Origin of the sequence: Mucilaginibacter daejeonensis (assembly GCF_020783335.1) — a bacterium.
Taxonomy (GTDB): domain Bacteria; phylum Bacteroidota; class Bacteroidia; order Sphingobacteriales; family Sphingobacteriaceae; genus Mucilaginibacter; species Mucilaginibacter daejeonensis.
Window position 1 is genome coordinate 3,659,723 of record NZ_CP086068.1, and the last position, 13,671, is coordinate 3,673,393.

Below are 13,671 nucleotides of genomic sequence, written 5' to 3' on the forward strand. Positions count from 1 at the left end.
TTTTAAAGAATTGTAGAAAGCAGTATCGATCGCTACCCTATTGCGGCAGATACCCGCCAGAACACCGCCATACCGTAGATGATCAACATCACGGCATTAACGATCAGCAAAAGGTTGAGATCAGTGTATTGGAACTTTTTGACCGTGCAGGTGATCAGCAGACCAATAAAGCTTAGCATTAGCAACAGCGGGAATATATTTTGCCACTGGTACAGGTTAATGTAGCCCAGGTGCTGCATCTTGTCCTTATATTGTATAAGCGCCACACCGGCTGCCAGCAGCATTATGAAAAATAGCCTCACCATAAAGCGGGCTATGTATCTGATCGCTTTCATATCGGGCGTAAAATTAGGTTTTTACGATGGTATGGTTCGCCATAGCATAAATTTATTACCGATGGTTAACTTTAGGGCATGAAAAAGCTTTACGCTATCGTTTGCTGCCTGGCCATTATATCGCTGACCCAACCTGCGGCTAACGCTCAGTCTCCCTCATTCAAGGTGGTGCCGTTAGGCGTTAAGGGCGGTGTTGATGAAAGCGACCTTTCGGCATATATGGTGGCGCCCGTTGCTGATGATCGCTTTATTTGCCTTGATGCCGGCACCATACATCACGGTTTGGAGCGTGCCATTGCCAACAAGGCATTGAATGGTACCCCTGAAGATGCACAACGCAGGCTGATCAAAGCTTACTTTATCTCGCACTCTCATTTGGATCACTTGAGCGGCCTGGTGATCAATTCGCCGGAGGACACCTCGAAAGCTATTTATGCCAACGCCGACTGCATCGAGGCTTTCAAGAACTACTACTTCACTTGGAAAAGCTGGGCCAACTTTGCCAATGAGGGCGAAAAGCCACAGCTGAACAAGTACAAGTACGAGGTGATGACCGGAGGACAACAAGTGAGTGTTCCGAATACCTCTCTCAAGGTCCGGTCATTTCCGCTTAGCCATTCCAATTTGCAAAGCACCGCGTTTTTGGTGAACAGTAAAGATAACTATCTCTTATATCTGGGTGATACCGGCCCTGACGAGATCGAGAAAAGCGAGAACCTGAATAACCTGTGGAAAGCGATCGCACCAATAGTAAAAGCAGGTAAGCTTAAAGCGCTGCTGATCGAGGTGTCCTTCCCTAACCAGCAGCCGGATAAGAACCTGTTCGGCCACCTGACCCCTAACTGGCTGAACAAGGAAATGAAGGTACTGGCAGGCTATGCCGGTGCTAGAAATATGAAAGGCTTTAAACTAATGGTAACGCACGTAAAGCCACCTCAAAGCAAGATACTCATGATCCAACGGCAGCTAAAAGCTCAAAACGAACTTGGGTTACAATTGGTATTCCCGAAGCAGGGCAAGCAATTGCTCTTTTAGACTTTTTTAAAAGTCAACTAAAGCAAACAGCCACGAGGACCCGTGTCCTCGTGGCTGTTCTGTACTATATGTCAACGGGATCACTCCGTTTTCATTTCTTCCTGAGCTACGCGGTTGTATTCATAATCGCCCCCTAATAGGTAGCCCCACGGCCGGAGACCCTCGATATGGTCGAAGATGATCTTGCAGATGGCGATCACCGGAATAGACAGGAACATACCTGATAAACCCCAAAGCATCTCGCCCAGTACGATACCGATAAAGGTGATCAGCGCGTTCAAACGCACTTTTGAGCCCACTACCATTGGCAATACCACGTTGGCATCGATCGCGTGAATGGCTACCACAACTATGGCCACTATCACGGCCTTACTTACCGCACCAGTAGCAAAAGTGATCAGCGTACTCAGCAGCAAGGCAGAAAAGATGCCCACGTACGGGATAATATTGAACAATGCGGTGATGATACCCAATAGCATCGCATATTTAACACCAATGATCCAAAAAGCTACGCAGGTGATCACAGCAACTACCAGCATCTCGATCAACAAACCCAAGATGTATTTACGCAGAATCAGTTGAATGTTCTCGACCACTTTATGCACGATAGGTGTAGCTTCTTCCCTGAATACGTACAGGATAAAACGGAATAGTAAACGGCGATAGAATAGGATCAGGAAGGTAAAGATGGTAATGAACAAGTAGAATAACACTAATGAGGACAACGCGCCGAAAGTGCTACCTACTACCGTGGTACCCGATGCTACCAGTTTGTCGGTAGTGTCGTTCACATATACCATCTGCTTTTCTACATTGACATGAAAGGTACGTTGTACCCATAGCTGGATATCCACGGCCGACTTATTGATCTGTTCCTTAAGGAGCGGCCAGTCATGCGCAAGGTTAGAAATTTGGGTGCCTACCAGATAAACAATGCCGCTGATGAACAATATCATCAACAGTATAGAAACAAAACCTGCCATACTGCGTGGCAATTTGAGTTTACGTTCCAAAAAATTACTTATCGGCAACAGCAATATCGCGAACAGGAAACCGAACATCAGCGGATCAAGCAGCTCTTTACCTAAAATGATCAGGAATCCAAGAGCAAGAACACCGATCAGTACAAAGGCAAGGCGGGCATAGAAAGGCAGGTCATCTTTAAGGATCATGGGCAATTATATAAGTTTGTTCATATTAACGGATCTTAGCGGTCAACAAGCTTTATTATGTAATGTTTTTATTACACAGGCTTTTACCATTCAGCGTTTAAAACTTCTATCTCTTGAACACCGAACAGTTCAAGATGCTCCAAGCCTTGAGCAGCCGGCCGGTCCTCTTCCAAACTTATTTCGATACAACGAAAGAGCTGTGAGATAGCTTTTATCTAAAGATCAGCTTCTCAGGCTCGCTAACGATGTCCACAGAAGGACTAAAATGCGGATATCAGATAATTAATGACCTGAAATGCAACAATTTTGGCTTGTGTTTGTACGCTACCCGCCCCACCCTTTAGATTATCAATAAAAATGGTTAGGTTTGAAGGGATAAACATGATCAAATCTATACAACTGTTCAAAAAACATGAGTTTATTTATTAAAAAATCCATCAAGTCGTTGCTTGCTGCATCGGTCGAGTCGGATAAGAGTTTAAAACGTACCCTTGGGCCGGTTGCCTTGATCGCATTGGGTATCGGGGCTATCATTGGCGCGGGTCTGTTCGTCCGTACAGCGGCAGCTGCCGGTGGCAACGCAGGTCCGGCTGTTACCATTTCATTTATCATCGCTGCTATAGGTTGCGCACTGGCAGGTCTTTGCTATGCTGAGTTCGCCAGTATGATCCCTATCGCGGGTAGTGCCTACACCTATTCATACGCTACCATGGGCGAGTTCATCGCCTGGATCATCGGGTGGGATCTCGTATTGGAATATGCCTTGGGTGCTGCAACAGTTGCCATAGGCTGGTCGCAATATCTCAACGATCTGCTCAATACGTTCTTCGGGTTCACCATACCTTATGAGTGGAGCCATTCGCCGTTCCAGGTGTCGGATCTGGGCGTGCATGGTATCGTTAACCTTCCAGCTATCCTGATCATCTTATTACTGACCATGCTGCTGATCCGTGGCACGGCCGAGTCGGCATTGGTAAATAACATCATCGTGTTCGTTAAAGTGGCCATCGTGTTGCTGATCATCGGCTTCGGCTGGCAGTTCATCAACCCGGCTAACCACACCCCATACATGATCCCTGCTGATGCCGGTACCGTTAAACTGAATACCGGTGCTATACATGACTACGCCGCTGCTGGTAATCACGGCTGGTTCGGGGTATTGCGTGGAGCCAGTATCGTATTCTTCGCCTTTATAGGTTTTGATGCGGTTTCAACTGCTGCCCAAGAAGCTAAGAATCCACAGAAAGATATGCCACTGGGTATCCTGGTGTCATTGGTGATCTGTACCGCTTTATACATCCTGTTCTCGCACGTGTTGACCGGTGTGGCCTCTTACAAAGAGTTCCTGACCCAAGGTAGCGAAGCTTCAGTATCATATGCTATACGCAATCACATGCCTGGATATGGCTGGTTGGCTAAATTAGTAACAGTGGCCATCCTGGCCGGTTTCTCATCGGTTATCCTGGTGATGCTGATGGGCCAGACCCGCGTGTTCTACACCATGAGCACCGACGGCCTGGTACCTAAAGTGTTCTCTAAACTTCACCCGGTATACCGCACGCCATACAAATCACAGTGGTTATTCTTCGTATTCGTATCGTTGTTCGCAGGTTTTGTGCCTGATAGCATCGTGGGCGATATGGTGAGTATAGGTACGCTGTTCGCTTTCGTATTAGTATGTATCGGTATCTTTATCCTCCGCAAGACCGACCCTAACATCGAGCGTCCGTTCAAGACCCCGGCTTACATGATCGTTTGCCCGCTGGGTGCGTTAGTTTGCTTGTCAATGATCGCCAGCGAGGGCTGGGAGAACTGGGCCCGACTGATCGTTTGGCTGGCTATCGGTTTTGTTATCTACTTTGGCTATAGCATCAAACATTCAAAGGTGCGCCACGGTGACAGCGGTATCCCGTTCGATCCACCTAATCCTACTTACGTTGAGTAACATCCTTCATACATAACAAAAAAGGTTCTGCCGCAAGCAGAACCTTTTTTGTTAATGATCCTTAGTAACGTGCACACCGTTATCAACCTCAATGAAAGCCGACAAAAATCTATGGATACTGGTATTCATATGCGTCATCAACTCGATGGGCTTCGGCATCATTGTGCCGTTGCTTTACGACTATGGCAAAAAGTTCGGCCTTAACGAGCAAACCATTGGCATCTTAACAGCGTCATTTTCCGTTGCCCAGTTCTTCGCCACGCCCCTGCTGGGCGCCCTGTCTGACCGTTGGGGACGCAAACCCCTATTGGCCATAAGCCTGGTAGGCACCTGTATCTCTTTTTTGGTATTCGCCTTTGCACAGAACCTGTTGATGCTTTTTGCTGCGCGGATATTAGACGGCATCACCGGCGGTAATATATCGGTAGCGCAGGCCATGGTGTCTGACAGTTCCACCTCCGAGGACCGCGCTAAAAAATTCGGCATATTAAGTTCAGCCTTCGGGTTCGGTTTTGTGCTGGGGCCAGCCATTGGCGGTTCATTAAGCAATTGGGGCATGCAGGTACCGTTCTATTTTGCGGCGGACATTGCCCTCATCGGCGCCTTATGCTCTATCTTTTTACTGAAGGACACCTCAAAGAACAAAGACCAGGCGGCAAAAGCAGACGCTAAAAGCGACCGCCCCAAGAACTTCAATTTCTCGTCACTGATCACCGCTTTAAAGATCCCAGTGATCGGCACAGCGGTGTTCACCGGCTTTTTGCTGACCATGGCCCAGTTCGTGATGATCATCGGTTTTCAAACCTTTTCGGTTGATGAGTTGAAGATCAAGCCAGCGCAGATCGGGCTGTTATATGCCGGCTTTGGCGTAACAGGCATCCTGATGCAACTGGCTGTACCGCTGATCAATAAACTCATTCCTTCAAGGTCGTCGGTGCTGATCATTTCTACCACTCTTTGTGCTATAGCCATGGCACTCTCAGGATTCACCAGCGCGTTAATACCGTTCATCATTTGCATTTACGTTTACGGCCTGTTCAACGGGCTACGTAACCCTATGCTGAATGCCGTTATAGCCGATCACAACAGCGATGACCGCCAGGGCGAGATACTGGGCGTTAACCAGTCGTATGCCTCGGTAGGGCAAACGCTTGGCCCCATAGCAGCAGGCTTGATCACCGCCGTTTCCATACATGCGGTGTTCTTTCTTTCGGCCTTTTTTATTTTGACTGGCCTTTTGCTTACCTTTAGGCTGAGAACCAAAGAGCAGCAAAACGCTCACTGATGTATGCTGAACGCCTTCGACCCCAGGCAGGTACTGTCTGTGACCATGATCCTTTTCGCCATTATCGATATCGTGGGATCCATCCCCATCATTATCGACCTGAGGCAACGTGCGGGCCATATTCAATCTGAAAAAGCTGCGCTGACCGCCCTCGTACTCATGGTGATGTTCCTGTTCGTGGGTGATGAGATGCTAAAGATCATTGGTCTTGACATAGCGTCATTTGCCATTGCCGGTTCATTGGTGATCTTTATCATTGCCATGGAGATGATCTTGGGTATACAGGTGTTTAAGGAAGACGACCACATCCCTGCTACCGTATCTATCGTCCCGCTGGCCTTCCCTCTCATTGCTGGTGCAGGTACCATGACCACCTTGCTATCCTTAAAATCACAATACGCCACCATCAACATCGTAGTAGCGATCATGCTCAATACGGCGATCGTTTACGTGGTACTCAAGAACGTGAAACTGTTGGAGCAACTATTAGGCAAAACGGGCTTGGGAGTGCTGCGTAAAGCGTTTGGCGTGATCCTATTGGCCATAGCCATCAAGCTATTCAGAAGTAATAGCGGGCTGTAAAAAAAGAGAGGCAAGAGCTAAGAGCGGACACTATTCCATCTCCACTGATCGGTCGTTAAGACTTTTTGGCTTATCCGGCGCTATCAATCTTGCAACGAACATGGTATCGGCCTTGTGTTCATAACCCTTCAACACCTGCATCTCTTCCAGCTCTAATCCTAACTCTTCGGTCAGATAGTCGACCGCGTCCTCGTTCTCTGCTTTGAAGGCCGAACAGGTGATATAAATGAGCGGCTTACCGGGGCTAAGGTATTTGGCCACATTGCGGGCGATACTTTGCTGCAGGCGCTGAAAAAAAGCGATGCGATGCCCATCAAATTGGGTGATCAGCTCGGGGGTACGCCCCCAGGTGCCAGAGCCGGTGCAGGGCGCATCCAGTATGATACCGTCAAAAGCATAATCATGCATCAGGTAGTCGGGATTTTGGGTCAGGTCCAGTATCTTTTTCTGGTACTTCATCAAACCCACCTGCCTGAAGCGTTCATCAAGGTTGGCCAGTATATTCTCCCTCACGTCAGAGACCACCAACTTCAGGTCGGCCTGTTGCTCATGCAGCAAGAGTGACTTTCCGCCTGATGCGGCGCAGGCGTCCCACCATTTCTCCCAACGTTGCGGCCTGAAGTACCGTGCGGTCTGTTGCGAAGAATGGTCCTGCACCTCGAACCAGTGCTGATTAGGGAACAAGGTCTCAAGCTTGGTACCGTTAGGTAACGTCAAACAGTTGTGGCCTTCATCTTTAAAGGTCACTCCTGCCTGGCTAAGCGTAGCCTTCACCTGCGCCTCAAAGCCTTTACGCACCCTGATGAAAAGATCAGGCTGAACAAAGAATGATCTCAAAAAAGCTTCTTTATCTATAGCGGGCGACAGTTGCCCGTGCTGCGGATAAACGTCATGCAGGTCGAACTGTGGATAGCCTGCTTTCACCATATCCAGTTTTTCCTGCAGGTCGAAATGTATACAGGCCTCCCACTCTGGCTTAAAATGCAGCAGGAAGGAGTTGGTTTGGGTATTACACAGGAACTCGGCCACCATCAGGCGGTCCTCGGCAGGCAGGTCGGCCAGGGCGTTACCCAGGCGGAAGTAGTTATATACTAACCGGCTGGCCACCTTACGATCGGTAGAGCCCATTTGCTTGTTCTGCCTGAAAAAGCCTGGAAGGAACTTATTCAGTTGAACATCGGCCGGGTACTCGGCCAGTATGCGTTGAAAGGTCTTGAGCTGGTTAAGGGCTTTCATTGTACCTGTTTTAACTCAAAGTTAGTGTATTTGAGCACATTCACATGGGCATTTATCCATCCTAAGCCCGGCCTCCTCACAAAATCGAAACGGTTATGCAATGCCTGGTAAGGATATTGATCTAAATGAGAAAGTGCGTCACCCTCTTGCGCCACTAACCCACCAAAGTACATAGCCTCATCAAAACCCTTGTAAGCATAGGCCGATGGCTCGCTGCCATAAAAACGGCGGTACGAGCGTATGAACGCTGTGGTGGCCGACTGCCTGTAGCTCACACGGTCACTTGACGTGATGTGGGCTTTGATGCGCTGCAGAATGTCTGCTTTCAAAAAGGTCAGCTTTTCCCAATTAGGGTGACCGATCGTAGTTACCGGATAATGTCTTGAAAGGGTATCCAGTGAGCGTAGGGTAACGGTCAGGAACGACTTGTTTTGCGCCGGAACGATGAAGACGTTCTCGACCTTGTTGTTCAGCTGCGGAAGCAACTTGGTCAGGCTGCCGTGCGATACGATAAAGTATACCACCTGCACCTTACGTTTGCTCACCGTATCCATACTGTGCTTGAATGGCGTAATGAACTTTTTATCTTCACTAAAGCCCGACAGCAGGATGAACACCTTGCGCGGCTTTACGCGTGTATGCACAAATTTAGCGGCCGCAGCGGCATGATACTCCAATGGAGGCATCACGGTGATCAGCTTATCGCTGTGCAGGTCGTCAGGCGAGGCTGGCGACAACGGCGATACCAGCGGCCTGGTCAAGGATGCCGGTGTACCAATGAAAGTTTTAAGCCCTTCGGGAAATACAGGACCAACGATCAACGCACTGCTACGTACCGATGGGTTCACGGATAAGCTATGCGTGTAAGCCAACTCATCGCGCGTATCAAATACCTGTAACTTGTAATTGTAGCCTTTGGCAGTAAGCGAATCAAGCGCCAGTTTAAAGCCCTGGTAATAATCTACCGCTATATTGGCTTTTTTGAGGTCGGCCGCATTATAACCTTTTACCGAATTGAGGTTATCAAGGCCGAACGGTAACAACAACGAGATGTTGGACACACGAGCATGCTCGACCGTTGTAGCCGGTTTGGTAGTGGCCGGAGTAGTAGCTTGTGGCTTGACCGGCTGTGTGGGCGTTCCATTAGCCGATGGGCCTGTACGGCCCACGGTACGTACTTTTGGCGAGCAGGCGCTGATGATCACCAGCGCCAGCAGCCAAAGTTTTTTATTCCCACTCAATAGTAGCCGGTGGTTTCGAGCTAATGTCATATACTACCCGGTTAATGCCTTTTACGTTGTTAATGATCTCGTTGCTGATCTTGGCAAGCAGATCATATGGTAAATGGCACCAGTCGGCGGTCATACCGTCCAACGATTCTACGGCACGTAAACATACTACGTTCTCGTAAGTACGCTCATCGCCCATTACCCCTACCGACTGTACCGGCAAGTAAATGGTGCCGGCCTGCCAAACCTTATCGTAAACACCGGCCTGGCGTAAATTGTTGATATAAATAGCATCGGCTTGTTGCAGTATGTCCACCTTTTCAGGCGTTACCTCGCCTAATATCCTGATAGCCAAACCTGGCCCCGGGAATGGGTGACGGCCTAAAATATTATCATCGATGCCTAAAGCCTTACCTACACGGCGAACCTCATCCTTGAACAGGGTGTTCAACGGCTCAACCACTTTCAGCTTCATAAAATCAGGCAATCCGCCCACGTTATGGTGTGATTTGATGGTGGCCGACGGACCCTTTACCGATACCGACTCGATCACGTCAGGGTAAATGGTGCCCTGTCCTAACCATTTAACATCTTGCACCTTATGAGCTTCATCATCAAACACTTCGATGAACACGCGGCCGATAGCTTTACGTTTTTTCTCAGGGTCGCTTAAGCCTTGCAACGCATCGTAAAAACGTTGTTTAGCATCAACACCGATCACGTTAAGGCCCATGTGCTTGTACGAATCCAATACCGACTCGAACTCATCCTTACGCAACAACCCGTTATCAACAAATATGCAATACAGGTTCTTGCCGATGGCCTGGTGCAACAGCACGGCTGCCACTGATGAATCGACACCGCCTGAAAGCCCTAACACCACCTTGTCATCGCCCAGTTTTTCTTTCAAACCGGCAATAGTGGTATCAATGAATGATTCGGATGTCCAATCCTGGTGGCATCCACATATATCTACTAAAAAGTTTTTTAATAGTTGTTTACCGTCAAGGCTGTGCGTAACCTCCGGGTGGAACTGTATACCGTAGGTTTGCGAGCCTTTGATATGGTAGGCCGCCACGCGCACGCTATCGGTGCTAGCAATAATCTCGAAGGTATCGGCCACGTTGGTGATCGTATCACCGTGCGACATCCACACCTGCGAATTCATAGGTACGTCCTTGAACAATGGGTTCTCCTGCTCGATGTATTGAAGATTGGCCCGGCCGTATTCGCGGGTGTTAGATGGTAACACCTCGCCGCCGTTATGCTGCGCCAGATATTGCGCACCGTAGCAAACACCCAGTATAGGCATTTTACCATGGTAAGGGGCAAAGTCGAACTGCGGGGCATCTTCCTGCCTTACCGAGTAAGGGCTACCAGAAAGGATGATACCTTTGATGGTGCTGTCGATGTCAGGAAAATTGTTGAAGGGGTGGATCTCGCAATAGATATTGAGCTCTCGTACGCGGCGCGCTATAAGTTGGGTGAACTGTGAGCCGAAATCGAGAATAAGAATTTTTTCAGGCATGAGCAAAGATATGTTTTTGAGCCGATAAATGGGGAAAGAGTTGTGAGATGATCGATAAGATGTAAGACGGAATGGCGTTGAATGTGTAGTTTAGCTCTTGAAAATGAGAACATCTACCCTACTGACCATCCCCCGGCAACTGCTCACAGCCCTGCTGCTCATTGCCGGCTCGCTATCGGCGTATGCGCAAAAGGCAGATAGTGTTTACAATAAATATACCGACATGAACCTGGAACGGCTTCAGGGTCATACAGCATCAGCCTTGAATTTGGCCTTGCAGATCTTGCCTGTCGCCAACCAATTGCCTGCCAAAACACAGATCCCCTTCTATAATAGTTTGGCCAAGCTGTATGAGGATACCCAACAATTTGACAAGGCCCGGCCGTTATATGAAAAGGTGATCGCTGCCGAGCCCGATTATTATGTGGCTCACCTGGCTTTGGGGCACCTGTACCTTGATCAAGCTAAAGAGCTCACCAATAAACTGAACGCCAGTAAAGGCGATGCAGCCAATTATCAAAAGCTACGTGCCGAATACATTGCCATGGCAAAAAAGGCGCTTCCTCATTTAGAAAAGGTACAGGCCTGCGACCCCTATGACGAAAATCTACAGCTGATCAAACAACTGTACACCAACATTGGCGATGCAGCGGCATTCAACCAGCTACCTGCCCGCTTGAAGCCACTGCAAAAGAAGTGTGTAGATATCCTGAACGATAATTGACCAACAATTACTCGGTCCACCGTTAGAAACGGTAACCCAGGTTCACGTACACGAACTTGCCCTCGTGCGAGCGTGCCAGCGTAGCCTGGATCAACAGCAACTGAGCAGGGATCAGGTAAAAGCCACCGCCATAACCATCATGCCATTGGGAGGATGATTCGCCGGGCGACCATACACGGCCGATATCATTAAAGGCGATCAAACCCAAACGGCCCGGAAATAGGTACGAGTTGAAATCAAATAACTTGATGCGTGCTTCCACATTGTTGTAAAGCATGCTGCGGCCGGTGAAACGCCAGGTACGGAAGCCTCTCAAATTGTCGGATCCGCCCAATTTCAGTTGCTGGAAGAACTCCGGATCACCTAATGTGGTACCACCACCAAAACGCGTAGCAAGCACGAAAGTAGAGTCGCGGCGGGCGTCCCAATAGAAACTGAACTCACTTAATAATTGGCCGTAACGGGCATTGTCCTGATTCAATTGCTGCAAGCCGCGTACGGTGGTCTCAAAGTACACACCCTTTGTAGGCATGAGCAGGTTATTACGCGTATCTATCTCGGCACCGGCGATCAAACCCGCGAATGTTTTATTGCTGAACACCTGCTCGCCCGGGTTCAGCTTATCATATACTTGTAAGTAGCGGTTGTCATTATCGCCTTGATATGCATGGTAGTATTGACCGGTAACACCTGCGCTCAATTTCACTTTGCCGTAGGTGTGGGCAAGGCGTGCATCGCCATACAGATAATCGTAACGGTTGCGGAAGAACTTGATCCACTCGCTATCCTTTTGGAACACGGTGTTGTTGCCGATGCCAAAGAAGTTGCTGATATTATCAGGACCGCGCGAGGTAAAGTGGATCATGATGTCATTATTACCAACGGCTTGCTTAAAGTCGCCGTTGTAATGGATGCGCCATGATTTACGGCCGAAAGCATAATCCACCAACAATTCCTGGCGCCAATCATATGGCGCCTTGCGGAAACCATATTTGGTATAGGCGAACCCACCGGTCAGGATCACGCCGTAATCGTTATTATATCTGGCGAACACGATCGGTTGCGGGCGGTCGTACTGGTAGTTCTTGCGGTCGTAATAGGTCACGCTGGTATCGGCAGCGGTATGGATCTTGGCCTGCTTTCGTGAAGGCAACACGTTGGCCTCGTCAGACCGGTCGTAGATGTACAGGTTACGTTTATCATCAACCTCCTTAGCTACCGTAAAGGTATCTACACCCGGCGCACCTACCAATCTGAACTTGATCGGGCTGCTGCCGCTGCCGGTCACTTTAAAACGGTCGCCACCGCCGTAGCCATAAACACGCACCTCTTTGGTCACCTTAGGATCAAAGGTGCGCTCGAAAACATCCCGGCCAACGCTATTATCCTTTTTGATATTGCTGATGGTGAGTTTCACCTTGCCGCTGTCTTTGAGTGCCACCTTGATCTGCTCGTTCTTGGCACTCGCCGCCACATCTACCTGGGCCGACAGGAAACGGTAGTAATCCATCCCCTGCTTGCTCATATTGTCACGGCGGGCTTTCACGGTCCTGATCAGCTCCTCACCCGATATGGCGAACACACCCGGCGGCATGCGGTGCATGGCCTTGGTGATAACTTCATCAGTAAGGTGGCTCTGTACGTAGGCGATCTGCTCTTTCCAGTCCTTTTCGTCCATCTCGGCCAAAAAGTAACGATCGAAGTACATGCCGTTCAGGTTCCAGGTCTTGATATCGCGTATCTCCGGTTTGAAGGGCTGAAATTTGGCCTTTAACCATTGATGCGCCACGATCCAAGGCAGTATGCCTGAGGTTTTGTAGTATACCTGGTCACGGTCGCGCGGTACGGCTGTGTAAACGGTCTCTTTCTTGCTTTTATCCTTATCCCAGCGCCACTGATCATCATGACGGTCCCAGTCGCCAATGATCATATCCAATATGCGGGCGCGCAGGGCCATTTTGGCATCTATCCGAACATCATTATCCTCACGTAGCTTTTTTTGAACCTTGTGGGTATTGTCGGTGTCCTCACTTTCCAGTGGCTCGCGTTCTTCAAAAAGGTAAACATCGTTGCGCAGGTCTTTACGGTATTTACCTAACGCAGGGTCATCACCTATATAAACGATCTCGGGGTTAGAATGCGGTACACCAAGCACTTCGGCCATGGGTGGCACGGTAAGCGCAGCAAATGGATTGCCGGTGGTCACCTGGTCATCAATGATCACTTTGGTCAGGCCGGCGCGCAGTGCCGGAGGCAAGATACGTTCAGGAAATTTTTGCACCGAACGCAGCACCCACTCATGCCCAGTAGGATCCACCAGCCGTAAAGACTTGGTTTGCATACCGCCACCTTTTTGCTCGATCTTGAGGCCGCCCTTTTCTTTGCTGAGGTCCAAAACCCGCACTTTTACAGGCGCTGCCCATTCTTTGCGGTAATTCTCGCCCAGTAAGATGCGGTGTAAGGCCCCCACGCTATCATAACGGGCACCTGCCCTGATCACGATACTGTCGGGTTTTGATTGCGCCGTAGCCAGTTGCTGAGCGAAACCGAGTGACAAAAGCGATAAAGAAAGTACAGCGCGCGGGTAAGATATTTTATGC

General features: G+C 49.2%; 11 protein-coding genes. 5 read left to right on the top strand and 6 right to left on the bottom strand.

The genetic code is table 11. The features are described from left to right. Positions 1-32: 32 nt before the first annotated feature. Positions 33-335, bottom strand: coding sequence for a hypothetical protein (locus tag LLH06_RS15605; protein WP_228170221.1), 303 nt, complete (start codon positions 333-335; stop codon positions 33-35). A gap of 78 nt (positions 336-413) precedes the next feature. On the opposite strand from LLH06_RS15605, the gene LLH06_RS15610 reads away from it, so the two are divergent. Then, complete coding sequence (locus LLH06_RS15610; RefSeq protein WP_228170222.1) at positions 414-1,370, top strand: MBL fold metallo-hydrolase; 957 nt, start codon at positions 414-416, stop codon at positions 1,368-1,370. An 80-nt stretch (positions 1,371-1,450) separates the two neighbouring features. Here LLH06_RS15610 and LLH06_RS15615 read toward each other — a convergent pair whose 3' ends face one another. Next, complete coding sequence (locus LLH06_RS15615; protein ID WP_228170223.1) at positions 1,451-2,542, bottom strand: AI-2E family transporter; 1,092 nt, start codon at positions 2,540-2,542, stop codon at positions 1,451-1,453. A gap of 412 nt (positions 2,543-2,954) precedes the next feature. Here LLH06_RS15615 and LLH06_RS15620 point away from each other — a divergent pair, with 412 nt between their 5' ends. The 3 genes from LLH06_RS15620 (at position 2,955) to LLH06_RS15630 (ending at position 6,354) form a co-directional block, all read left to right on the top strand. Beyond that, positions 2,955-4,487 (top strand): amino acid permease, encoded by a 1,533-nt coding sequence (locus LLH06_RS15620; protein ID WP_228170224.1) that lies wholly within the window; start codon positions 2,955-2,957, stop codon positions 4,485-4,487. A gap of 91 nt (positions 4,488-4,578) precedes the next feature. Then, positions 4,579-5,772: an MFS transporter gene (locus LLH06_RS15625; protein ID WP_228170225.1), complete on the top strand. Its 1,194-nt coding sequence runs from the start codon at positions 4,579-4,581 to the stop codon at positions 5,770-5,772. A 3-nt stretch (positions 5,773-5,775) separates the two neighbouring features. Then, on the top strand, positions 5,776-6,354 hold the full coding sequence (locus tag LLH06_RS15630) for a MarC family protein (protein ID WP_228170226.1): 579 nt from the start codon (positions 5,776-5,778) through the stop codon (positions 6,352-6,354). 30 nt (positions 6,355-6,384) lie between these two features. On the opposite strand, the gene LLH06_RS15635 is transcribed toward LLH06_RS15630, so the two are convergent. The 3 genes from LLH06_RS15635 to guaA are packed head-to-tail and all read right to left on the bottom strand — an operon-like array spanning position 6,385 to position 10,347. Next, positions 6,385-7,590, bottom strand: coding sequence for an RsmB/NOP family class I SAM-dependent RNA methyltransferase (locus tag LLH06_RS15635; protein WP_228170227.1), 1,206 nt, complete (start codon positions 7,588-7,590; stop codon positions 6,385-6,387). Further along, positions 7,587-8,861 carry a hypothetical protein gene (locus tag LLH06_RS15640; RefSeq protein WP_228170228.1) on the bottom strand — a complete coding sequence of 425 codons (1,275 nt, stop codon included), beginning with the start codon at positions 8,859-8,861 and terminating at the stop codon, positions 7,587-7,589. The genes LLH06_RS15635 and LLH06_RS15640 overlap by 4 nt, the downstream gene beginning before the upstream one ends. Further along, positions 8,818-10,347 (bottom strand): glutamine-hydrolyzing GMP synthase, encoded by a 1,530-nt coding sequence (guaA, locus tag LLH06_RS15645; RefSeq protein ID WP_228170229.1) that lies wholly within the window; start codon positions 10,345-10,347, stop codon positions 8,818-8,820. The genes LLH06_RS15640 and guaA overlap by 44 nt, the downstream gene beginning before the upstream one ends. Before the next feature lie 103 nt (positions 10,348-10,450). Between guaA and LLH06_RS15650 the strand changes: the two genes are divergently transcribed. Further along, positions 10,451-11,071, top strand: coding sequence for a tetratricopeptide repeat protein (locus LLH06_RS15650; RefSeq protein WP_228170230.1), 621 nt, complete (start codon positions 10,451-10,453; stop codon positions 11,069-11,071). A 22-nt stretch (positions 11,072-11,093) separates the two neighbouring features. Here the strand turns inward: LLH06_RS15650 and LLH06_RS15655 are convergent, their stop codons facing one another. Beyond that, complete coding sequence (locus LLH06_RS15655) at positions 11,094-13,628, bottom strand: BamA/TamA family outer membrane protein (protein WP_228170231.1); 2,535 nt, start codon at positions 13,626-13,628, stop codon at positions 11,094-11,096. Between the last annotated feature and the right edge of the window lie 43 nt (positions 13,629-13,671).